Below are 23488 nucleotides of genomic sequence, written 5' to 3' on the forward strand. Positions count from 1 at the left end.
CCAGAAACTCATACGCGGTCTTGCGCGCGTCGGCCGGGAACTCGTGGCCGGCGTCCGGGTAGACCGCCCTGAGCCGGTCGGCGGCGCCGAGCTTCTGGTACACCGGTTTCGCGACCTCGATCACCTCCCGCACCCCGCTCACCTCGAAGTTGCTGTCCTTCTCCGGGGCCACGGCCAGAAACGGCCGCGGCGCGAAACTGACGACCACGTCGGAAAAGTCGAACGGCACCTTCTTGGGGTCACTGCCGAACTCGGACGCGATCTTCGGCATGTACCGGTCGCTGGTCCAGCCCTTCAGGTTCCCCTTGTAGTACTTCTCGAAGCTGCAAAACCCGCAACTGGACACGACCGCCTTCAGCCTCTCGTCGAACGCGGCGGTGAACATGGCGTTGTGCCCACCCAGCGAGTGGCCGATCGCCCCGACGCGGTCCCCGTCCACCTCGGGGAGCGATTGCAGGTAATCGACGGCCCGCATGTTGTTCCAGATCGCCTTCATCGTGCCGGACTGGTAGTCGCCGCGCTGGAACGCGGCCGGGAAGTCGTATTTGTACTCGCCGAAGCTGGGGTAATCCGGGGCGAGGCACACGTACCCGCGCTTCACCAGGTGCAGCGCCTGGGCCTTGCTGTCCTGCTTGCCCAGCCCGACGGGCTCGTCCTTGCCGATGGCAACGGTCTGGTGCAGGCACAGTACGGCGGGCGCCTTCCGCTCTCGTGCCGCGCCGGCGGGCACCAGGAGCCACGCGGGGACGCGGTCGCCCTTCTCGACTGCAAATGTGACCTTGCGCCGCACGTACCCGTCCAGCTTCTCCTCGGTCACCACCTTCGGATCGAGCGGCACCTTGCGGTCGGCGCCGGGCAGCGGCCCCATCGCTCGCTCCATTTTCTTGCGCAGAGCGGCGCGGTCGGGGGCGTCGTCGGCCCCGGCCCAGTCGCACAGCGATAACAGGAGCGCAAGCGCGAGGAGCGTGCGGGGCATGGCGTCTCCGGGCGGGAACAGGAAATTGAGGGTGAAGAGCGGGGGCAGGGCCGAAAGACCCGTTTCGGCCCGCGCCCCTCATTCCTCGCTCGGCCGCCCGGCGCGGCGCGCCCGAGACTTCCGGGCCGCGGCCCGGGCGGCGCGGCGGGCCTCCGCGACGAGCGCGAACAGGACGTGCGGGTTGGGCACGCCGAACACGTCCGTCAGCGCCCACGGGAGCCACTTGCCGGACTGCTTGACGCTCAGCTTGCCCTGGGCGACGGTGAGCTCCTTCAGCTCGCGCCACGGGAGCAGCTTGCCGCCGTGCCGCAGGCCGGTGAGGTCCAACTCGAGTTCGCCGAACTCGAGGCGCTCGCCCGCCAGGAACCGGTCCCGCGCCCGCGGCCACAGCGCGGCGAACGAGCGCGTCTGCACCTGCGCGGCCAGGGCGTCGTAGTCGGTCAGCGCCGGGCCGAAGTGCGCCTCGACCCCGTCCCCGCGGGTCACCGTCAGCCCCGCGTCCCACAGCTTAAACGTGGGCACGTCCACGGGCAGCCAGCAGGCGAGCGGCTCGCCGCCGTCGTCGTAGGCGTACTCGGCGTCGTCGGCCCGCTGCACTTTCAAATGGACCCGCTCGACCTCGGCCCACGGGAACGAGTCCACCTCGCCGCGCCGCAGCCGCAGCAGCCCGGTGGGGTACACGAGCACGTACAGCCCGCGGTTGCGGTACATGTGGAGCAGCAGCGACGCCCCGGACAGGGGCAGGAACACGAGCAGCAACAGCTCGACGTGCCCGAACGTGGCCGGCCCGTGCGCCCACCACAGGTAGTTGGCGACGGCGCCGTAGACGAGCAGCGCCACCCCGAGCGACAGCTTGGTGAAGAACCGCGCGGGGCCGATGCGAAAAAACGCGTCCGGGTCGCCCAGCTCGGTCACGGCCCGCTGAAGGTGGTCGTCGTCCGGCAGGTCCATGCGGCCCTCGGGGGTGGGTGCGCCCTCACGTCTCTATAATACGGTTCCCCGTCCGCCGTTGGGAACGCGAAGCTGTTCGGAACTCGCCGGGCGGGGAGCGAACAGGCCGCGTCCGTCCCGAGGTCCCGTCGATGCTCGTCGTCATGCAGTCCCACGCCACGCCCGCTCAAGTCGGCAAGGTGGTCGAGGTGATCGAAGCGCAGGGGCTGACCCCGCACGTCATGCCCGGTGCGACCCGCACCGCGGTCGGCATCACCGGCAACACCGGCGCCGTCGACAAGTCCCTGTTCGAGGTGCTGCCGGGCGTGGAAGAGGCGATCCGGGTGACCAAGCCGTACAAGCTCGCCAGCCGCGAGATGAAGCGCGACGACACCGTGATCCCGCTCGCGCAGGGGGCCGTCGGCCCCGACACGTTCACGCTGATCGCCGGGCCGTGCTCGGTCGAGTCCGAAGCGATGATGCTGAAGACCGCGGAGCACCTGGTGTCGCGCGGGGTGAAGTTCCTGCGGGCCGGGGCGTTCAAGCCGCGGAGCAGCCCGTACAGCTTCCAGGGGCTCGGCCTCGAGGGGCTCCGCATCCTGGCCAAGTGCCGCGCCGAGACCGGGATCGGGATCGTCACCGAGCTGATGGACACCGAGTACGCGGGCGCGGTGGAGGAGGCGGCCGACATCATTCAGATCGGCACGCGGAACATGCAGAACTTCTCGCTGCTGAAGCGGGTGGGGCAGTGCCGCAAGCCGGTGCTCCTCAAGCGCGGGATGAGCGCGACGCTGGACGAGTGGCTGATGGCGGCCGAGTACGTGCTGGCCGGCGGCAACTACCAGGTGATCCTGTGCGAGCGCGGGGTGCGCACGTTCTCCGACCACAGCCGCAACACGCTCGACCTGTCGGTGATCCCGCCGGCCAAGGCGCTGTGCCACCTGCCGGTGTTCGTGGACCCGAGCCACGGCACCGGGAAGCGCGCGTACGTGCCCGCGATGTCGCTCGCGTCGCTGGCCGCCGGCGCCGACGGCCTGCTCCTGGAGGTCCACCCGGACCCCGACCGCGCCATGTCGGACGGCGCCCAGTCGCTCGACTTCGCGGCGCTCGACGCGCTGCTCGCGCGGCTGAAGGCGCTGGCCCCCGCCTTCGGCCGGACGGTGTGACGCTCAGCCGCTCCCGTACCCGGTGTGCGGGCGCACCTCCGGCGGGTACTCGGCGAGAACGATGTCCCCTTTCGGCACCCCGGCCCGCACGAGCTCTTCCGCGATCGGCCGGTCGGTGCCGTCGTACTGGACCCAGATTTTCCCGTCGATGATGTCGAGGTGGAACATCACCCCGTGGACCCGCCGGCCCCCGTCCCAGCCGAAGCGGACCAACTCGAAGTGATCGAGAGCGGGGTCGAACACGACCTCGTACCGAACGCCGCTTCCCGGTCGCGTGAGCCAGTCCGCGTAACCGTCCAGCACGTGACGAACGGTTCTGCGGTAGCCGGTCAGCTTATCCATCGGACCACCTCGCGAGCGGCCGGGTCGAATACGAGCGCACGCAAGTGCGCACCGGCCAGCACAATAGCCCCGAGTTCCTCGGACATGATCCCATCATATGCGAATTGCGGTAACGCCAGGAACAGTACTCGCTCGGGTTGCTGCTCGGCCAGAACTAGTCGATATAGAGTGAATTGCCCTAGCGCCTGTTGCAAGTCTGCAACAGGCGAGGGACCGGCGAAGCTTTGCACCTCGACCGCAATCTTCTCTTCTCCACGCTCCGCGCCGATCGGAAGCCGCTCCGCACCAAGATCAACGTGAAGGATACGGTCTCCAACCTTCAACGAGAGCGGGTCGTGAGTGATCGTCCACCCATCAGCGCGGAGGGCGTCGATGACGGCGTCATGGTACATGTTTTTTGCTGGCACGTGATCCTTCAGCAGTCAGTGGTGAGTCGATCACACCGCCCGTGCTTGGTTAACGGCGCGGAGCACCGTGCAACGGAATTCCGGGAACGGGTCGGCGAAAGTCAGTGGTTCGGATAAGCGCAGATGGTCGGATTTTAACTGATATACATCCCGGTAATACCGCCGCTTTCTTGACGAGCCGCGACCGCCAGGGAGCGGTAACACGTATCCCGCTCCCTGGCGGTCGCTCGTCAAGAAAGCGACACCGCAGGTGGGTTCATGCATGAGGCGCATTCACCCGGCCGCGAGTTGGAGCGTGCAGCCGTTCGGCAGGCACACCACCACCGCCTCACCCGGTTCGATGCGGACCTCCTCGCACGGGTCGAGCGGGCGCCGCTGCGGGGACACGAGCCACGTCCCGTTCGTCGGCGGGCGGGTGCCCCCGCCGGCCGCGGGCACCCCGTTGGTGAACACCACCGCCCCGCCCCCCGCGCCGCGCAGCGTGAAGTGCCCGCGGCTCACGCTGAGGTCGTGCGCGCCGTTCGTCAGCACCGATTGCCCGCTGCCCGGCACCAAGCACGTCGCCCGGTACGCCGGGTCGAGGTACGGGACCCGGTGGTGGGGTTCGGCCCGCCCCACCACGGCCAGCGCGCCGGGCGCCAGGCCCAGGGACAACTCGGGGAGCGGGTCCGCGATCGTGTCCGACCGCACCGCGGTGCCGACCTCGGCCCCCGGGTCGGCCCACAGCGCGACGGGGGCGCCGGAGAGCAGGCTCACCGAGCAAACCGAGAGCGGCTCACCGGTCCCGGTACTGGAGGGGGCGTTCATGATGTGGCCCGTGGGGGCGGGGCGGGGCACGGTCCGACGCAGCCCGCAGTTTAGGCCATGTCCGGCCAGAAATCGAGTGTTAATTAGAACGGTTGCCGCGGGGTGAGTTCATCACGCTCGTCCCGGTGGGCCGCGCCGGTTTCTTGTGGCGCGACCACCCGGGCTGCGGGCCTCGGGTGCGCCGAAAGACAGGGAATGCGTATCAATCAGATGGCCGCACACGAACGAGCCCGAACATTTAGATCGGGCGCCCCGGCCGAACCCGCTGATACACTTCGCGCAAACTTTTCGCCCGCCCGTGGCGTCGGACCTAGCGGGAGCGCGGGCGCAACACTTCCGGGCGCCCGTCACGTCTCTCCGTGCCCACACGTCCTCTCGTGCTTTCGGAGGTTCGCCATGTCGCGATTCGGGGTCCGTGGCCGGCGGCTGCTGGCCGGTGGGGTTCCGGCGGTGCTGCTCGCGGTGCTGGTCGGGTGCGGCCCGCGCGACGCCGAGCGCGCCCGGGCCGAGGCCGAGCGGGCGGAAGCGACGGCCCTTGCCGAGCGGGTAAAGGCCGAGCAGGCCGAAGCGGCGGCCCGCGCCGAAGTGGAACGCGCGCCCGCGGGGCCGGCTCGAGTCACCGGCGGGCTCGACGAGCGGCTGCAAGGCAATATCGCCCTCCCCGGCGAAAAGGGAGAACACGCACCCGGCCCGGTCCCTCCCGGCTTCCCCAGCCCCGCCCCGCTCGCGGAACCGGCCAGCCCCGCCGGTCCGGACGCATTAGGCAAACGGATCGCTGTGTCGGGTGGCTCGTTTGCTGGTGTGGGCGGGTCCGGCGCAGCCCGAGGCGGCGAGAACAAACCGGCCCCCCGGGACGGCTACAACGCCCAGAACGCCGAGGCCTACGGGCGGTACCAGGAGAACGAGTTCCGCTCGCCCCTGGTCGCGCCGCTCTCCACCTTCTCCGCCGACGTCAACACCGCCTCTTACGCCAACGTCCGCCGGATGCTCAACGAGCGCACCCGGCCGCCCGCCAGCGCGGTGTTCCTCGCCGAGTTCGTCAACTACTTCCCGTACTCCTACGCCCCGCCCGCCGGCGCCGACCCGGTGGCGTTCCACGTCGAGGTGGGGCCGTGCCCCTGGAACGCCAAGCACCACCTGCTCCGCGTCGGGGTGCAGGCGCACCAGATCCCGGCCGAGAAGTTGCCCCCGCGCAACCTCGTGTTTCTGATCGACACCTCGGGCTCGATGCAGCAGGAGAACCGGCTCCCGCTGGTCCAGAAGTCGCTCGAGCTGCTCGTGGAGAAGCTCGCCGAGAAGGACCGGGTGAGCGTCGTCACCTACGCCGGCGACTCCCGGGTCGCGCTCCCGCCCACCTCGGGCGCCGACAAGAAGGCGATCCTCGATGTGGTGACCGGGCTCCAGGCGAACGGCAGCACCAACGGCGAGGGGGGCATCAAAAAGGCCTACCAGCTCGCCCGCGACACGTTCCTCGACGGCGGCGTGAACCGCGTGATCCTCTGCACCGACGGCGACTTCAACGTCGGCGTCGTCGACAACGGCGAGCTGGTCAAGCTGATCGAAGAGCAGCGGAAGTCGAAGGTGTTCCTGACGGTGCTCGGGTACGGGATGGGCAACTACAAGGACGACCGGCTCAAGGAGCTGGCGAACCACGGCAACGGGCACCACGCGTACATCGACACCCTCGACGAGGCCAAAAAGGTGTTCGTGGAGCAGGGCGGCGCGCTGGTGTGCGTGGCAAAGGACGTGAAGTTCCAGATCGACTTCAACCCCGCGAAGGTGACCGCGTACCGGCTGGTGGGCTACGAGAACCGCCTGCTCAAGGACGAGGACTTCAAGAACGACGCCAAGGACGCGGGCGACGTGGGCAGCGGGCACCAGGTCACAGTGCTGTACGAGATCGTCCCACCGGGCGTGAAGGTGGATCTGCCGGAGGTGGACGCGAGCAAGTACCAGAAGAAGGACGTGCCCGCGCCCGCGTCCGACGAGTGGCTGACGGTGAAGATGCGGTACAAGCACCCGGACGCGGACGTGAGCAAGGAGCTGACCGCGGCGCACAAGGGGGCGGTCACGCGAGAGCTGAGCGACGACTTCCGGTTCGCCGCCGCGGTGGCGTCGTTCGGGATGCTGCTCCGCGACTCGAAGTACAAGGGCGCAATGACCTACGCGGGGGTACTCGAAGAGGCGCAGGGCGCGCTCGGGGCCGACCCGAACAACCACCGCAAGCAGTTCCTCGAACTGGTGCGGCGCGCGAAAGAGCTGGCGAGCGATCCGAAGCCCGGCGAGGGGCGGTAAACCTGCGGAAGGGCCTCTTCTGACGCCATCACGCCGGAGGGGAGCGGCGGGCAAAAGCCGCGCCGGAGGCTCAACGTGCGACCGTTGGGTCTGCCGTGCGGCGCGGGGAATCAACGCCGCCGGCGCAAAGTGAGCCGGCGGAACGCCCCGCCGGGGTCACTTCGACGAGATCAGTTCCACCTCGAAGATGAGCGTCGCGTTGGGCGGGATGTCGCGGCCGGCGCCGGCCGCGCCGTAGCCGAGGTCCGAGGGGATCTTGAGCCGGCGCACCCCGCCCGGTTTCATGCCGGGGATCCCCACCTGCCAGCCCTTGATGACTTGGTTCAGCGAGAACGAGATGGTCTGCCCGCGGGACACGCTGCTGTCGAACATCTTGCCGTTGGTCAGCCACCCGGTGTAGTGGACCGTGACCTTGGCGCCGGGCTTCACCTCGTCGCCCTCGCCCACCGTGGCGTCCCAAATCTCAAGACCGTTACCCTGCTTGACCCACTCGGTGGCGTCGACAGCGGGCATCGGGGGTACTTGCGCCATTGCGGTCTCCTGGATGGTGGGGCGAGGCTTCGCGCCGGCCCACCGGTCGCACGTCCTCACCCCACCCTACAGGATACGGATTGGCCCCGGCTACTTCTTCTGCACGTACACGCCCCGGGCGCGCGTGAGCCGGTCGGTGTCGGCCGCGGACAGCACGAACACGTCCGTGCGGTCCTTGTCGACGACCCGGGCGTAGCGCTGCTTGTCGCCCGTCCCGCCCACGACGCCGCCGACGGCCAGCTCGCGCTTGCTCCCGTCCTTGAAGGTGACCGTGAGCGCCGCCTCCGGCTTCTCCAGCCCGAACAGCTTCAAGTCCGCCTTCTCGTCCACCGCGTACCGTTCCACCTGCAACGCGGTGAGCCCGCCGAGCAGCTCGGTCACGGCCGGGGCGCTGACGATGTCTTTGGGCGCCGCCGGGTCGGCCCACGCGGCCCCGTCCTTCTGGAGGGTGAACGTCTTGCCCGCCTGCGTGAACTCCAGCTTCTCCGCCTGGAACGCGTCGAGCGTCCACGGCTTCCGCACGCGGTACTCGGCGAGCACTTTCGCCGTCTGGTCCCGGCCCAGCAGCGCCACCGGCCCCGTGCTGCCGACGCGGGCGTACACGCGGCCGTCGGGCGCGGCCTTCCCGACGTGCAGCACCGCCTCGACCTTGTCCCCGTTCGTGACGGTCCAGGTGGCCTCGGGCTTGTCCAGGCCGAAGGGCTTGAGGTCCGCCCCGGCCTCGGCCACCCAGTCGGCCGCCCGCAGCTTCGCCAGCTCGTTGACGAGGTCGTCGAGCGGCGCCTGCTCCGCGTCGGCCGACCCCGGCGCCGTCACCTTCCACGTGCCGTTCACCTTGGCGAAGGTGACCTTGCGCGGCCCGCGCTCGAGCCGGAGCAGGTCCGCGTCCACGAACTTGACCATCGCGCGGTCGCGGAACGACACCGCCGGCGCCAGCAGCTTGCCCGCGAGGGCCGCCGGCAGCACCCCGACGGTCGCGTCGGCCCCGGCCCCTTCCACCGCGGCGTAGCGCCCGAGTTCGGGCTTCTTCGCATCGACCGGGCGGCCCAGGCGCAGCACCTTCTGCTCGGCCTTCTCGCCCACGGTGAGCGTGACCGACGCCTCCGGCGGCTCCAGCCCGTACTCCTTGAACACGTCCGCCTTCTTGCCGAACGCGGCGACCTTTTCGGCCCGCAGCCGCCCGAGCTGGTCGGCGAGCTCGTCCAGCAGCGGCTGGTCCGCCTTGAGCTTCGCGGGCTTCACCACGTCCCACCCGGTGCCGCTCGCCGCGGGGGCCAGTTCGAGCTCCTCTTTGCCCTTCGTGCGGGCGAAGCCGTTCAGGGTCGCGGGGTCGAACGTGAGGAGCGTCCGGTCCGCGAACTCGAGCTTGGTGCGCACGAGCTGCGGGACCGCCGCGGGCGGGATCACGCCGACCGCCTTGCCGCCGTCCACGCGCACGAACCGCCCGCCGATCGGGTCGGGTTTGCCGATCTGGAGTTTGTGCGTTTCGGGCTTCTCGCCGCCGAGCGTCACGGTGACCGTGACCGCGGGCTTGTCGAGTCCGTAGTCGGCCCACTTCACGGCGTCGCCGTACCCCGCGAGCCGCTCGACCGGCAGCGGCGCCAGTTGGGACACCAGTTGCCCCGCGGCGACCGTGTCCACCGTGAAGGCCGCGCCCGCGGCGGCCCATTTGCCCTTGTCGTCTTTCGTTAGCGTCACGGTGCTGTCGGGCGTGTCGCCGTCGATCTGCACCTTCGTGATTTTCGCGGCGTCGAGGAACAGCAGGTTGCGGTCGAGCAGCCCCAGCGGCGAAACCTGCACGTTCGCGAGGTACGCGGCGGGGACCACGAACACCGGGGCGTTCGGCTCGTCGAACTTCGCGTACCGGTCCGTGCCGCCCGGGACGGTCCCGCCGATGACGGCCGCCTTCGTGACGCTCTTTTCCGCGTCGCCCGCCTTTTCGGTGTAGGTGAGTTTCACCTTCAGGAGCGGCTTGTCGAACCCGTACTTCGCCGGGTCCGCGGCGGCCAGCGCCTCGTACTTCGTCGCGGCCAGCGTGCCGACGCCGGTCAGCATCGGCTGCGCGTTCAGGAACGGCACCGGGGCGGCGAACGGGCCGGTCAGCTTCCAGTTCGTGCCGTCCTTCGTCAGCGCGAACGAGTCCGCGGGCGCGTCGGGGCGGGTGATCTCGGCCGCGGTCACCTTGTCGGGCGGCACCAGCCACACCTGAAGCGGCAACAGCCCGACCGGCCCCGCCGCGAGCGCGTCCCGGGTCGCGACCGCGAGCGCGAACACGTCGCCGCCGTCGAGCCGGGCGAACACCTCGTCCTTCTTGCCGGGGCGCGGACCGCCGACCTCGAGCTTGTACGTCCGCTCGTCGTCGAACCGGAACTGGACCGTGAGCTTGGGCTTGTCGAGCCCGTACCCGGCCGGGCTCGCGGTCTTCTCCGCGACGAACTCCGCCGCCTGAAGCCCGGTGAGCTGGTTCAGCAGGTTGGCGACGTTCGCCGGGTCGGCGTCGGACGCGATCGGCGCCGTGAGCTTCCACACGTCGCGCTCGCCGGCCTTTTCCTTCTTGATGGCGAACCCGTTCGGCCCGTCGGTGGACACGGACACGAGTTTGGCGTCGGCGGTGTCGAGCAGCTTGCGACCGCGGTACACGACCGCCGGCCGCGCGAACTGTGCGGAGAGCCGCTCCGGGAACAGCTTCGGCACCAGCCAGCCGGCGTCCGCCGCGCCGGGCACGCGGTCGTCGATCAGGGCGACCCGCGGCCAGCCCGCGAGCTGCGCCGGGAACGTCCCTTTCGTGAAGTCCGGGGTACCGATGAGCAGCTTGTACTCGCGCGCCGGTGCTTCGGGCTCGCCCTCGGGGCGCTTCTCGCGCGCGGTGATCGTGACCAGGGTCGCGGACGCCGGGTCGAGCCCCCGCGCCTTCGGGTCGGCCTTGTACAGATCGGTGTCCGTGGCCCCGCGGAACCCCGCGAGCTTGCCCAGCAGGTCTTCGACGCGGGCCGGGTCGGCGGGCACCGGGTTCGGCTGCTGGTCGATGAGCCAGCGGTCCTGGCGGTCCTCGTCCTTCGCCGCCTTCGGTGAGCCCTTCTTGCGCATCAGCGTCACCGCCGCCTTCCCGGGGGGCGTGACGGTGATCGTCTGGACGTCACCCTCGGCGAACCGCGCGACGCGGGCGTCCGCGACTTCGCCCGCCTTCACGAACAACCCGTTAAGCTTGTCGGCGCTCACGGTGAAGAGCTGCGGGTTCCCCTCGATCTGCGCGTACCGGTACGGGGTCGGCACCTTCTGCGTGATGGTGCGCGGCGGGCCGCCCATCGGGTTCGGGATGGTGAGTTGCTCGTCGCGCTCGACCGTCTTCGCGGTGCCGCCGAACTTCACCGTCACGGCGGTGCCGCTCTTGAGCCGCACGGTGACCGACTCCTTCGACTTCTTCAGCCCCTCCCGCGGGTCGGTCACGGTCTCCGGGTGGAGCCGCGTCAGGAGCCCCGGGAACGGCTCCAGCGGCACCGGGAGCAGTTGCGCGATCGCGAACGGGTGCTCGGCCAGCGCCCCTTGCGCCGTGGGCACGAAGTCCTCGACCCACAGTTCCGGGACCGCGGCCAGCACCTGCTGGAGCCGCGCCGGCTCCGCGCGCTCGCGGACGGGTGCGGACAGCTCCCAGGCGTCGGCTAAGCGGTCGGGCTGCACCACCGGCTCCGCGCCCTTCGTGGCCGCGGCGGGGGGCGGGGTGGGGCCGGTGCGCTTCAGGGCGAACCGGCCGTCGAGGAACCACGGCGTGAACCCGAAGGCGGTGACGCTCTTGCCGGTGACGCGGACCTCTTCGATGCCCTCGCCCGGGAGCGAGACGGTCGTCGGCGCGGCCTCGGCCGGCGGGGCGCCCGGCCCGGCGGGCGCGGGCGTGCCGGGGAGCTTCACCCGCTCCACGTCCGCGAACAGTTGGCGGCGGCGGTACGCCTCGGCCGGGCGGTGCAGGACCGGCATCACGTCCGGGCCGAGCTTGAGCACCTCGGGGGCGTCGTTGACGCGGACGAAGGCCGGCTTGGTGAACGCGGTGTCGCCCGCGCCGGGCTTCGGCTCGCCGAACGTGAGCGTGTAGTCGGTGCCGTTCGCCTTCACCTTCACGACGATCGGCTTCTGCGAAGCGGCCACGCCGTAGGCCGCCGCCTCGCCGTCGGGGAGCGGGACGGGGCGGAACCGGGTCCGGAGGCCGGCGAGGGTGGCGACCAGCTCGTTGGCTTCGGCGGCGCGGAGGGGCCAGTTCCCGGGCTGGGACCAGCCCGCCGGCCCCTTTTCGAGCACGAACGGCTCGCCGCCCCCGGGGAGCACTTCCACGCGGGTGATGGCCTCCGGGGTGAGGTCGGTTTCGACCGACGCGAGCGCGGCCGAGTCGGGCGCCGCGGGCCGGGGCGCGAGCTTCGGGAACCACTCGTCGCCCTTAAACAGCCACACGCCGGCCCCGGCCGCGAGGGTCACCAGAAGGAGCGTGCTCTTCCAATTCATGGCGCGTCACCAAAGCGAGAAGGCGAGCGGGGGCGTGAGCCCCCCCGAGTTCCCCCGGTTCAAACGTCCGCGTGAGGCGGGCCTTACGCCCCGCTCACCCCGTGCTACCGCGTCCGGCGGCGCATCATCGCGAACAGCCCCGCGTACGCGGCGATCAGCGGCAGCCCGATCAGCGCCCCGGACCGCCACAGCGCCCGGTTGCGCTCCGACAGCTCCACCCGCGGGTACTTCCACGCCGGCACGTCGGCCTTCGGCAGCCGGTCCTCGCGGCCGGTGAGCCAGTTCACCGAGTGCAGCAGCAGGCGCTCCTGCGGCGGCTCCAGGCGCGGCCCGCTGAACAGGTGCCCGCTGCCGAACACCACCGTCCGCTGCGTGGGCCGGTCGAGCGCCGCGGCGGCGACCGAGAGCCCCGCGGCGAACGTGCCGTCCAGCGGGCTCAGCAGCGCCGCGGCCCCCTGCTCGCGCTCGTAGTCCTCGTTCACCCACGCCGCGGGGATCTTGCTCTCGACCGCCACGCCGATGGGGAACGACCCCTTGCGCTCCTCGGCGCGGGTGTTGCGCTTCGGGTCGTCGGCCGGGGTCGGGTCGTACCGCGGGATGTAGGTGACGCGCCCGGCCTGGTCGCTGGTCGGGAACGGCTTCTCCTCGTTCCACCCGGCCGGCGCGGTGAACACGAACTCGCCGGCGAACTTCAGCTTGTCCTGCCACCCGTCGGCCAGGTAGACCGGGCGCGGGGAGAACAGCTTGATGTCCAGCTTCTGCTCCACCGTCCGCCCGCTGTGCCGCAGCGCCGCGGCGATCGGGTTCGGCGCGGCGCTCGATCCGGCGGGGGCGCCCTCGGCGAACACCAGCGGCGGGATGGTGGTGGGGCCGCCGCCGCCGATCTGGCCGCCGGCCCGGGCGGACGCCAGCGCCTTCCGCTCGGCGTCGAAGAGGACCGTGTCGCGCTTCAGCTCGACCCCGCGGTCGCGGAGCAGCCGGTCGAACCCGTCCCCCTCGGCGGGCGGGCCGGTGCGGGACGCCAGCGACCCCATGCACGCGAGCACCGGCTTGCCGGCCTTCATGAACTCCTTCACCACCTCGACCTGCTTCTTGTCGAGCTGGTGGATGGCCGGCGGCACGCCGTTGCGGATCGACACGTTGACCAGCGTGTGCCGCGGCACGATGAGCAGGTCCACGTCGGACACGAGCCGCGTCAGCTTGGCCTTCACGTCGGCGATGCGGCGGTCCTGGACGGTGCGCTCGTCGGCCTGCGCCGCCTTCACCTTGCCCTCGGCCTCGCGCTGCTCGGCCTCGGCCTCGCGCACCTGCTCCTCGGACCGCTTGAGCTGCACGGCCAGCCCGGACCGCACCAGCCCCTGCAACTCGGCCTCGCTCTCGGCGGTGATCTGCGGGCCGCCCGTCCACCGGCGGAACGCAGCGATCAGCTCGGTCCACTCGCGCACCCGGGCGCCCTGGCCGAGCTGGTTGTAGAAGTCCACCCGGTCGCGGACCGGCTGCCGGAGCACGGTGTCGAGGGCGGCGCGGAGCTGGGTCAGCACCTTCACGTCGTCCTTCGCGCCCTGCACCGCGTCGCGCGCCGAGTCGGCCTCGGCCTCGAGCCGCTCCAGCTTGCTCTCGTCGAGCGTGTACGCCGCCGGCTCGATCTCCTTCGTCGGGTCCTCCCAGTTCTTCTTCAGCACCACGTCCACCACGTCGAATCCGTTGTCGGTGAGCGCCCGCTTCAGCCCGGCGACCGTGTACTGCTCGGTCCCCTCGGCCACCGCGGTGGACAGGAACTCGTGGACCACGCACACCGCCACCTTCGGGCGCCGCTCCTGCACCGTCAGCACCCGCCGCGCGAAGGTGTCCACGCCCTGCGGGAGCAGCACCAGGTTCTCGGCCCCCGGCGCTTCCTTGCTGGCGGTCTTGTCGAGCTGCATGAACTCGTTGAACGAGAGCCGCTGCACCCGCCCGTTCGCGTGGAAGAAGATGCTGTTCTCGGGGGCGTCGTCGATGGCGCCCTTCAGCTCGGGTGCGTCTTTGGTGAGCTGCCGGACCTGGTCCTCGTAGCCGAACGCCTCGGAGTCGAGCACCACCACGTTGAACTGCGGGCCGAACTCGCGGAACTGGTCCACGAGGTCGCGCACCTTCTCGGTCACCTTCTCCTCGGCGGCCTTCGTGTACGAGTCCCGCTTCGGCGCGAGGGTGCCGAAGTTGTGCATCTGGAGCACCACGATCGTGGTCGGCGCGTTCGGCCGGAGCTTGCCCAGTTCGGTCTGGAGCTCGGCCGGCAGGGTGAACCGCTGGTCGCGGGTGCAGTCGATCCGCCGGTAGTGCGTGAAGGAGTAGACGTTGACGAAGGCGAGCAGCGCCACCGCCGCGACGGTGCCCAGGGTGGCGCTGGTGCCGGCGGCGGTGCGGCGGAAGCCGCCGAACAGGAGCGCGCTCAGCAGCTCGAGCACGAGGGTAAGGGCCGCGAGCCCGGCGCCGACCAGCACGGCGAGCGTCGCCGCCCGGAGGAACTCCCCCTCCGCCCCCTGGGCGACGGCCTCGAGCCGGCCGGGCGCGGCGAACTCGCTCAGGCGCTCGCGCTGCTCGGCGCCGAGCAGCACGCCCCCGACCGTACACGCGAGCAGGCCCATCAAACCTAGCGCGCGAACCGCGAACCGGAACCGGCTGCCCCAGGTCGTGCGCTGACGCGAATCGGTTGCCATCGATGCCCTCAGCTACGATCAGTTCTCGGTCCCGAACATTTTTCGACAGGATTTCAGGAAGCAGAGTTCTTCCGATTTAAATCCTGTCCATCCTGTTGATCTTGTCACAACGGCCGGGTTCCAGGCTCAGCGCAGCCGCCGCGCCTCCAGCGACCGCACGGTCAGGTACAGGCACGCCAGCGTCACGGACACGTACAGCACGAGCGGCCGGGTGTCGATCACCCCGCGGGTGAAGTCGCGGCGGAAGTGCTCCGGCACGGCCACGTAGTACGCGAGCGAGTAGCCGAGCGTGCCCGGCTCGAACTGCCACCGCGCCAGCGCCGGCAGCACGAACAGCAGCCCCAGCAGGAGCGACAGCATCCACGCCACGAGCTGGCTCTTCACCCAGCTCGACACCAGCAGCCCGAGCGCCAGGAACATCGCCCCCGCCAGCACCACCCCCAGGTACGAGGTGAAGACCGGCCGCGGGTCGATGTTCGCGGCGATGTGAACCAGGTGCCGCTCGTCCTGCGTGGCGTGCAGGTACCCCCCGCCGACCGCCAGCACCAGCCCCAGGAGCCCGAGCAGCAGCACCGCCCACCCGTTCAGGTCGAACCAGAACCCGAGCTTCGCGACCAGCAGGAGCAGCACGCCCGCCAGCGTCGCCACGGCGTAGGGGGTGACCGCGCCTTGCCACTCGACCGTCCAGTCCGCCAGGACCGGGACGTACAGGAGCGTGGTGGCCCAGAGCGTGAGGTAGAACGCGAAGCACGCGACGAACTTGGCGAGGATCACCTGCCAGTCGCGGATCGGCGCGGTGAGCAGCGCTTCGATCGTCCCGGTCCCGCGCTCCTCGGCGACCAGGCGCGAGGTGATGATCCCGGTGACGGCCGGGAACAGGCCCCAGAACAGCACCCCGGCGACCAGCGCCCCGGGCGGGCTTTCGGCGCCCCCGAGCATCACCTGCATCGGGTACTCGACCCCGCGCGGCCCCTTCTCGGTCAGCAGCCCCACCACCAGCCAGAACAGGAGCCCGTTCAGCACGAGGAACGCGAACAGCGCCACGTACCCCACCGGCCCGGTGAAGTACGCGGCGAACTCGCGGCGGATCAGGCTGAACGTGGCTCGCATGAAGTCGCTCCCCCGAGTCGTGTCGGGCGTCCGGTCGCCGGCGTTTGGTGCCCCGCTCTTGCTCGTTGCCCCGCGCACGCCCACCGAAGCCGAACCCTCAACACGACGTACCGAACACCGAACACGACACGCCAAACGTGAAACACCGACCCCGGCTCAAATGCCTTCCTGTTTCGTCAGCTTCACGAAGATGTCTTCGAGCGGCTTGTTCTTGTGCCGCTGCCGCACCGCCGCCAGCGCCCCGTCCTCGACCACCTGCCCCTGGTAGATCACGATCACCGAGTCGCAGGTGGCCTCCACCTCGCTGAGGATGTGCGTGGAGAGGAGCATGGTGTGCTCCTTACCCAGCTCGCGCATCAGCTTGCGGGTCTCGCGGATCTGCGTCGGGTCCAGCCCGGCGGTGGGCTCGTCGAGGATCAGCACCGGCGGGTTGGCGATCAGCGCGTCGGCCAGCCCGACCCGCTGCCGGTACCCCTTCGACAGCGTCCCGATGATCTGCCGGCTGACGTCGGTGAGCCAGCACCGCTCTAGCACGTAGCCCAGCCGGGAGCGGCGCTCCGACCGGCCGAGCCCCTTGAGCCCGGCGCGGAACCGCAGGTACTCGTCCACCCGCATCTCGGTGTACAGCGGGCAGCTCTCGGGCATGTACCCGATGCGGCGGCGGGCCTCGATCGGGTCCCAGAACACGTCGCGGCCGTCCACGGTGGCCTTGCCGGAGCTGGCGGTGAGGAACCCGGCGAGGATGCGCATGGTGGTCGATTTGCCGGCGCCGTTCGGGCCGAGGAACCCGACCACCTGGCCCTTCTCGACCGAGAAGGACACGTCCCGCACGGCGTGGTACTCGCCGTAGTATTTGGTGAGGTGCTCGACGACGATCATGTCGCTCCCCGAGTGCTTCGCGCGGTGTGGCAAGCTAAACGCTTAAGGCGCGCCGCGGACCGCGGCAAGGGCGCGGGGCCGAGAGGTTACCGTGAAATCGGCCGCGCCGGCGTCCGCGGGTCGGCTTGACCGCGCCGTTTCGTTCGGCGTACCGTGCCGCGGGTTTTCCGTTCACCCGGAGGTGCGGCGCATGGAACTGCTGAAGCGTTTCGTGGTGGGGTTGGGGGCGGGGGCGGCGATCGTCGGGCTGGCCATGTTCGCGCTGTCGGTCGCCCCGCAGTCCGGTGCCGAGTCCGCCGCGCAGCTCCCACTGTCGCCGCCATCGCCGCCCGTGGTGTCGAACCCGCCCTCACTGGTTCCTTCCGCGTCGTTACCGCCCGCAACGCCGATGCCGGGAGCTGACACGCTGCCCGCTGTTGGGCCATCGCCTGTGTTCCTTCCTCCTCCTCCCACCCTCACTCCGAGCACCCTTTCGAAGACGCAAGCGGAGCCGCTTCCCCCCGGGCTCGCCGCAACGCTTCCATTTCCAACCATGCCGGACGTGAAGCCGGCAAAGGCCGAAATCGCGAAGCAGCCGCTCGGGCGGTCCGCGGTGCGGTTCGCCGGGCCGGCGGGCATGAAGGTGTCGTGGCTGGTCGGCGAAACGTTCCACGACCGCGACCTGACCGCCCCGGCGGCGTTCAACTTCGTGCAGGGGGAGGTGTACCGGCTCCGGCTCACCGGGCTGCCGAAGTACCCGAAAGCCAAGTTCTACCCGACGATGGAAGTGTGCGCGCCGAGCGCGCGGGTGCAGTCGTTCCTGGGGCACAACGCGATTCCGATTTCATTCACCGACGCGGAACTGGCGACCGCGGCCGAGGGGCGGTTGGTGGTGAAGGCGGTCTACCTGCCGAGCGCCCCCGGCGCGGAATCGGCCACGACGACCGAAGAAGTGTCCTCGCTCCGCCCGGGCGCGACCGGTGACCCCGCTAGTGTGGCGTCCGATCGCGGGTCCCTGCTGGCGGTGATCCGGCTCGGGAACGTGGATCTGGAGAACCCGCATTCGCCGCCGCTGCACGCGCCGCCGAGCACGCAGCTTCCGGGGCACGCAGCGGTGGGGCAAATCGCTCCGGTGATCCCGTGAATCGGGCCGCACCGACTCGCGGCGGCTCGGATCGATCCGGACCGCCGCGCTGGGGCGCAGGACTCGCACCGCGGACGGGACGACTGGGCTGATCGGAGTCAGGTCGGTAGGCCGCTTGCCGACGCGTGCCGGTTCGCGTCGTTCAACCGGTCGAGGGCCGATTCCAGGAGCCGGTCCATCTTCTCGACCGCCCCCTTGACCGCTTCGTCCGGGGTGTGGGCGTCGCTCGTCACGGCCACCGGCTGGAGGCCGGCGGCCCGCGCCTCGAGCGTGCAGCGAGCGTCCGGCCCGCTCTTCGGACCGTTCACATCGCTCAGGTGGGCTTCCACACGCGTCAGCCGGCTCTGGTAGCGCGACAGGGCACTCGCGAGCTTCGCCGTAACGTCCGAGATGTCCACAGAAACACGTGTGTCGGTGCTGATTTCGACGAGCATGGCGTTTCTCCTTGTGGGGCGACCGAACCTGTGCGGGTGAAGGCCGTGCCGTTCGGGCGTGTCGGCCCGCGCTGTCACGACGGGAGGAGTTCGGCACCGTGTGGGGTGTCTGATACCGAATCCGATTGATCCGTATCCGCGCCGTATTCTGTAGCCGACCTCTGTGAGGCTGGTGCGACATCGGTCGTATCGCACCGGCCTCAGACAACAGATTTCAATTTTGGGAGTCCCATCGTCGGAAGGCCTCATCGGCTTAAGAGTTCGGATGCCCCTTGCCAGGCACGGCTCGGGCACAGATTTCGTACTGATACGCGGCTGAAACTATTGGTCCATCGCATATTGCAACGAGATGCCTCCCAGGCTTGAAATCTGTTGTGTAACGATGGCGGTTGCCCCGCGAGTGTTTTCCCGCCCGGGGGACGAAAAGGTGGAGCACGCCGTGCCGACGCTCGCGCCGGCACCACCGCGAAACCCGCGGAAGCCGAAGGGGCCGAAGAAAAAGTCCAGACGGAGCCGTTAGTCGGGAATGTGAGCGGCCTCGCTGCCGGCACACGTGGCCAATGCGTCGAGGACCGATGCGGCCTGGTATGAAAGGAACCGGACGGACCCGTCGGCGAAAACGAAATTCGCGCCGCCGGGGTGCAAGCTCCAAAAGTGGAGCGCGTCGCACTGCTGGTTCAGCTGTCCGGGCCGGTACGCGCCGGCCGGACAGTTCACTAGGGTGTCGTGGGTGGCGCGTTCGCGGGTGCCGAGCACCATTTCCGCTGAGCCGTCCTTGTCTTGGCCCCAGCCGGCGTACCACCAGCCGAGCCGCAGATTCGCGCTGGGCGGTCGCTCCCCCAACAGCAGTGTCCCGCTGAGCCCGTCGGTGATTTCGTTGAACCGCACATGCGAGTCGGCGTAGAGGGCACCGTCCCGAGCTACCTGGTTCTTCCCCTCCACCCCCAAATAGCAGGTGAACGCGACTCCATAGTTGCGGAACTGGTGGCCGCCTGCGACGCGGCCGTCGGCGGGACACAGCACCGCTTTGATAACGTGCTCACGCACCTCCGCGTGCGCCGGGTCGAGGAAGTGACTGCTCTTTCCGAACGCGGTTCCTGTCATGGACCAGAGCGCCTCCTGCTCGATATGCGGCAGAAGGTAGGCCGGCCAGCCGAGGAACGGGGTTTTGGATTTGGATCGTTCGGTCGTGACCCCAGGCGGGAGTAATTTGTGCGCGTCGTGGTAACCGTGAAGGGCCAGACCGATCTGCCGCATCTGGTCCGCGCATTGGGCTCTAGCCGCGGTGGCGCGGACCTTCTGTATGGCCGAGAAGAGGAGGGCGAGAACCAAGGCGACGATGCCCACACAGACCAGAAGTTCTACTACGGTCACGCCCGGCCGTGGTGATGGCGTCACGGTTTCGCCCTCGTCGGTGGTCGGCTTGTCAGTCGCAGCCGCCGTAATACTGGTCGCACGATGTAATTTGTTTGACTCCGGAAACGAGACCGAACGGGGTGTTGCAGGTGGATGGGCACCCGGTGCCGGCCTTGGCCGTAAACCGCTGGACGTTATTGACGTTGAAGCAATCGACGATCACCGTGCGGCACCAGTGCTCCACCGAGGGGGCCGCGCCGCAGGCGTTGTAACTGTTGCTGCTCGACTGCTGGACGAAGCCGCCAGCAAAGGCGACACACCCGCAGCACTCGTCATTCGACGCGCCCTGCCCGCCGCAGCAGTTGAAGGCGAACGTGCCGGGCGGCGGGGTGGCCGGCTCGGCGTGTACGAAACAATCGACGCACAGACCGACGCTCAGGAGCGCGGCCGCTGCGGATGCAAGATAGAGCCTCATCGCGTTCAGGGCTGCGCAAGGGTTTAATTTGGGTAGCTTGGGCAGCTAGCTGAGCCACTCGATAAAACGATGAAGGGATTGGAAAACAAGGAGTTACGACATTTCGCTCCCGTTGTCATTCAACCGAGTTTGGATCTCTGCGTAGCCCTGTCATCGCGTTACCTCGGTGTGGAACTATGGAACCGCGTGCCCGACAAAATGGACACCGCGAGTGGCCGCTTACGTGTATCGTCTGAACAGAACATTAACGGCCGTGACGGCGAACATCAGGCCCGCCGTCGCCAGCGCAGCGAACCCCAGTGGCGCGACCCGGAGGCCGGACATGCCGCTCGTTTCGTTCCGTCGCCCCGGTAGCGGATCGAGTTCCTCGAATGGCAGCTGTTGCGCTCGCTCCGGGACGCGGTAGGACACCCCCATTCCCGTGGACACATCGACCACCTTAGTTTCGGCCGGCAGTGTGACAACGAACGCGATTGCACGTTCGTTGTCCGACACCGGTCGCGGCGTCTCGCAGGTGTAAGTGATTTTGGCAACCCACGCCCGTTCGGCATCGACCCCGCTGTCCAGTGCACGGGGCTGCTGCGTTCCGAAGAAGTACTGACGCCCGGTCCGGAGGTACCAGCCGCCGTTGGGGTCTTGTGCGTATTCGAGCCGCGCCAGCAGATGGACGGCCCCCGAGTCGAGGCGATAGACGATCTCTTCGGGCCGGTATCCGTATGCTCGAACTAGCCTCAACTCAACGGTTCCGTCCAGGCCGTCGCGGCCCCGGAGCGTGACTCGTTCGCCGTCGCCTTCGGCTTTTTCCTCGGTGCGGAGACGGTCGATGTACGTCGCCAGGTTGTCCGCCCCGCGGCGCAACCCGAAGCAGCGGGGGTCGACGGGCAGATCCTCGTAGTCCACTATTTTTCTGATGAACGCTTGGTTGCGCCCCGGGGCGTATTGGAGCGTTACCCCTTTGTGACGCACCACGATCTCCTCTGTTTTTCCGCCCACGGTCCGATCACGTCGCAGGTCGTCGCCGCAAATCACGTATTCGTAAGACAATTCTTGCTTAGCAAAGATGGTGTAGGTGGAAACGATTCCGTTCGGCCCACGTTCGGTCACCGTTTTGGATTCTTTGATGTCCGCGTTTTCCGAAACGACCGTGGCGCGAAACGCTACGCATTGGGTATCGGGGCGGCTGGTTGCCTCGGCTTTCAGCGCGGCCAGTGCCGCGGGAGGGGTGGGCGTTGCAGGCCCCCGCCACCGGACAGCCGGGATAATAGCCAAGACGCCTACAATCGGCAGCAGAACAAATGCCCAGCGGGCGCGCCGTGCGGTTGTCGGCATCGGGTCGGGCGATTGCGGCCGCAGGACGCAGAACGCCACCACGAAGAGCCCGTCCACAATCATGGTAACCCACGGCGGGACGGTGACGGCACCGAAACAGCCACAGGAGGACGCGCCGAGGCGGTATTTGTACGCGGCGGCGGCGAACAGCAGCGCGAACACGCCGATGCCGACGTAGCGCGTCGTGGTCCTGGCGAGTCCCAAGAGGAGCCATGTCCCGAGGAGCAGTTCCGCAACGAAGAGAACCTGTTCGGACGCGATCGCGTTGCCGCTGCGAAAATGCTGGTACTTGAGCAGAGCCGCCGTAAAAAAAATCAGCCCTGCGAGGGTCGCTGTGGTTCCGTAACCGTACCGGGCTGCAACGGACCTAAATCCGGAAGACATTCCTCGTCCTCTGACGGAGCTGGTTCTGATATGTGTCCTGTTGCCGCCCATGTTGCCAAAGGTGCCGAGGCATTTCAAGTTGTTTTTGTTGTCGATTTGGTAAAGAGATAATCGCTCACGTTCGGCTGAAGATAATTGCCGTAGCGATTTGATTCTGCCCCTCCTGTCCTCACGCCGTCACGCCGCCGCTGCACGCCCCGCCCGCGACACAACTTCCGGAGCAAGGGCCAATGCCCATCCCTTCGGCGCCGTAAGCCATGACCAGCGGTTGATGGTGGACGCACTGGGAAGGCGCTTCTCCGCCGGCTCTCGCATTCGGATCGTGGGAGCCGATGCGCGGGCTTTACCGGTAACGGCGGGCGGAGGAGCGAATCACGTACAGCGTGAGCGGGGTGGGCTCCAAGACGACACGCGGTCAAGTCGCCGAGGGCCTGCCCGGCTTGTTAACGATGTTACCAGTCCGAACCGTTAACTTCCCCTTGGGCAGGAGTCAGTGCTCCCCAGTAGGTGCCCGCCGACATGTGTGAAGCGAGTGTCCGGACGCTCCCGTCGCCGAGCCCAACGGTCATCCCACCGAGATGACCGGTCTGTGCTACCCGAGGGTCGCAACCCGAAAGCGATGGATGGGTTTGGAACGTGATCCCGGCTACGGACCCGGTCGTGAGGCCATCGGCCGTGACGGGCATGACGTCGCCGTACTCCGAATCCGCAAAGGTCGGACGGCGCAGCAGCCTACCGTCCGGGTAATGACCACTCTGCGGCCCATCAACACTCCAATCAAAAGTCACCTTCTGACACATATATGAGTAGTGTTCGGCGAAAGCGACCGTATTACTCAGCCCGTCGGTCACGCGAGTGCGGCCCATACCGTAATGGAAATAGACGGCGTTCGCTGTGTAACTCGCGAGGCCGTTGGGAGGCGACAACGCGTCTGTGGTGGGGTCGCCAGGGCTCAAAAAACTGCGAATCGTGAACTGATTCGAGTACATGTTTGGTTCGTGCTGTTGCTTGAACTCGTTGTAAAGGGTTCCTTGCTCCAAATACGGCAAGAGTAAGAAGAGTACGCTCGGCCCGCTCGCTTGGGCCACGTAGTTGAAGCCCGTGACAGTCGGGAACGAGTCCCTGTACGTGTCGGAGTACTGGTGGAGCGCAAGGCCCAACTGCTTAACCCGATTCGCCCCACTGATTCTGGCTGCTGCGGCACGAACCTTTTGGACCGCTGGCAGTAGAAGGCCGATCAGCACCGCAATGATCGCGATCACCACCAGGAGTTCGATCAGGGTGAATCCCCTCCGGTGGCGTGTGCCGCTGAGAGCAAACCGACTCATCGTGTGCCCCAGAGAATGCAAGTAGGAGTGAGGGCTGACTTTGACAGTCTCGCAGCATGTAGCTTGAATCGCCCCGTGCGTCTAGGGTGGTTCGCAGGGCGATTCAAGTCTTGATTTGTTAACCACTTACTTCTTTGGCGGTGGGGTGGGAACCGGAAGAGGCGTTAGGCTTGTCGTTGCGCTCCCCATAACCGCCCCATTTGCGTATTCAATTTTCGCTGTGGGGGTGTAATCACCGGCGGCTTGACCAGTTACCGTTGCGGTAAAATTGACCGTACCACCCGCAGCCGGCGCTACAAGAGCGGGATTGAACGTTGCTGTGACGATTTGGCCAGACGGCGTCTTTACCGTAACGCTAGCGCCTGTATAGGTACAGCCGGTCCCGAGCGTAAATGTCCCGGTAATAGTAATCGTGTACGTGCCTTTTCC

18 protein-coding genes are annotated in these 23488 nt (G+C 68.4%); 3 read left to right on the forward strand and 15 right to left on the reverse strand.

The window, feature by feature from the left end:
- The coding region (locus R5W23_RS31740; protein WP_320689842.1) for an alpha/beta hydrolase family protein at positions 1-976 on the reverse strand (976 nt) is incomplete at its 3' end.
- Between the two features lie 78 nt (positions 977-1054).
- Positions 1055-1927: a DUF6585 family protein gene (locus R5W23_RS31745; RefSeq protein ID WP_261188828.1), complete on the reverse strand. Its 873-nt coding sequence runs from the start codon at positions 1925-1927 to the stop codon at positions 1055-1057.
- 131 nt (positions 1928-2058) lie between these two features.
- Between R5W23_RS31745 and aroF the strand changes: the two genes are divergently transcribed.
- Entirely contained in the window at positions 2059-3072 is a 1014-nt protein-coding gene (gene aroF / locus R5W23_RS31750) for a 3-deoxy-7-phosphoheptulonate synthase (protein ID WP_261188829.1), read from the forward strand.
- A 3-nt stretch (positions 3073-3075) separates the two neighbouring features.
- Here aroF and R5W23_RS31755 read toward each other — a convergent pair whose 3' ends face one another.
- The 3 genes from R5W23_RS31755 to R5W23_RS31765 form a co-directional block, all read right to left on the reverse strand.
- A complete protein-coding gene (locus R5W23_RS31755) occupies positions 3076-3414 on the reverse strand; it encodes a XisI protein (protein WP_320689843.1) in 339 nt (112 codons plus the stop codon).
- On the reverse strand, positions 3402-3821 hold the full coding sequence (locus R5W23_RS31760; protein ID WP_320689844.1) for an element excision factor XisH family protein: 420 nt from the start codon (positions 3819-3821) through the stop codon (positions 3402-3404). The genes R5W23_RS31755 and R5W23_RS31760 overlap by 13 nt, the downstream gene beginning before the upstream one ends.
- Before the next feature lie 273 nt (positions 3822-4094).
- A complete protein-coding gene (locus tag R5W23_RS31765) occupies positions 4095-4628 on the reverse strand; it encodes a hypothetical protein (protein ID WP_320689845.1) in 534 nt (177 codons plus the stop codon).
- A gap of 396 nt (positions 4629-5024) precedes the next feature.
- On the opposite strand from R5W23_RS31765, the gene R5W23_RS31770 reads away from it, so the two are divergent.
- Positions 5025-6923 (forward strand): vWA domain-containing protein, encoded by a 1899-nt coding sequence (locus R5W23_RS31770; protein WP_320689846.1) that lies wholly within the window; start codon positions 5025-5027, stop codon positions 6921-6923.
- 156 nt (positions 6924-7079) lie between these two features.
- Here the strand turns inward: R5W23_RS31770 and R5W23_RS31775 are convergent, their stop codons facing one another.
- From R5W23_RS31775 to R5W23_RS31795, 5 genes are all read right to left on the reverse strand, one after another.
- Positions 7080-7454, reverse strand: a complete 375-nt coding sequence (locus R5W23_RS31775; RefSeq protein ID WP_261188833.1) for an FKBP-type peptidyl-prolyl cis-trans isomerase — start codon at positions 7452-7454, stop codon at positions 7080-7082.
- A gap of 90 nt (positions 7455-7544) precedes the next feature.
- On the reverse strand, positions 7545-11945 hold the full coding sequence (locus R5W23_RS31780) for a DUF4340 domain-containing protein (RefSeq protein ID WP_320689847.1): 4401 nt from the start codon (positions 11943-11945) through the stop codon (positions 7545-7547).
- A gap of 104 nt (positions 11946-12049) precedes the next feature.
- Positions 12050-14641 (reverse strand): hypothetical protein, encoded by a 2592-nt coding sequence (locus R5W23_RS31785; RefSeq protein ID WP_320689848.1) that lies wholly within the window; start codon positions 14639-14641, stop codon positions 12050-12052.
- A gap of 126 nt (positions 14642-14767) precedes the next feature.
- On the reverse strand, positions 14768-15751 hold the full coding sequence (locus R5W23_RS31790; RefSeq protein ID WP_320689849.1) for an ABC transporter permease: 984 nt from the start codon (positions 15749-15751) through the stop codon (positions 14768-14770).
- Positions 15752-15907: 156 nt separating this feature from the next.
- On the reverse strand, positions 15908-16630 hold the full coding sequence (locus tag R5W23_RS31795; protein WP_320689850.1) for an ABC transporter ATP-binding protein: 723 nt from the start codon (positions 16628-16630) through the stop codon (positions 15908-15910).
- A 190-nt stretch (positions 16631-16820) separates the two neighbouring features.
- Here R5W23_RS31795 and R5W23_RS31800 point away from each other — a divergent pair, with 190 nt between their 5' ends.
- Entirely contained in the window at positions 16821-17753 is a 933-nt protein-coding gene (locus R5W23_RS31800) for a hypothetical protein (RefSeq protein ID WP_320689851.1), read from the forward strand.
- A gap of 98 nt (positions 17754-17851) precedes the next feature.
- Here R5W23_RS31800 and R5W23_RS31805 read toward each other — a convergent pair whose 3' ends face one another.
- The 5 genes from R5W23_RS31805 to R5W23_RS31825 form a co-directional block, all read right to left on the reverse strand.
- Entirely contained in the window at positions 17852-18187 is a 336-nt protein-coding gene (locus tag R5W23_RS31805; RefSeq protein ID WP_320689852.1) for an HPF/RaiA family ribosome-associated protein, read from the reverse strand.
- Between the two features lie 516 nt (positions 18188-18703).
- Positions 18704-19534 (reverse strand): DUF1559 domain-containing protein, encoded by an 831-nt coding sequence (locus tag R5W23_RS31810; RefSeq protein ID WP_320689853.1) that lies wholly within the window; start codon positions 19532-19534, stop codon positions 18704-18706.
- Positions 19535-19613: 79 nt separating this feature from the next.
- The gene (locus tag R5W23_RS31815; protein ID WP_320689854.1) at positions 19614-20018 is read right to left on the reverse strand and encodes a hypothetical protein; all 405 of its coding nucleotides are present in this window, start codon (positions 20016-20018) and stop codon (positions 19614-19616) included.
- A 219-nt stretch (positions 20019-20237) separates the two neighbouring features.
- A complete protein-coding gene (locus R5W23_RS31820) occupies positions 20238-21731 on the reverse strand; it encodes a hypothetical protein (RefSeq protein WP_320689855.1) in 1494 nt (497 codons plus the stop codon).
- A gap of 452 nt (positions 21732-22183) precedes the next feature.
- Positions 22184-23059 (reverse strand): DUF1559 family PulG-like putative transporter, encoded by an 876-nt coding sequence (locus R5W23_RS31825; RefSeq protein WP_320689856.1) that lies wholly within the window; start codon positions 23057-23059, stop codon positions 22184-22186.
- Positions 23060-23488 lie beyond the last annotated feature (429 nt).

Origin of the sequence: Gemmata algarum (genome assembly GCF_034097035.1) — a bacterium.
GTDB lineage: Bacteria > Planctomycetota > Planctomycetia > Gemmatales > Gemmataceae > Gemmata > Gemmata algarum.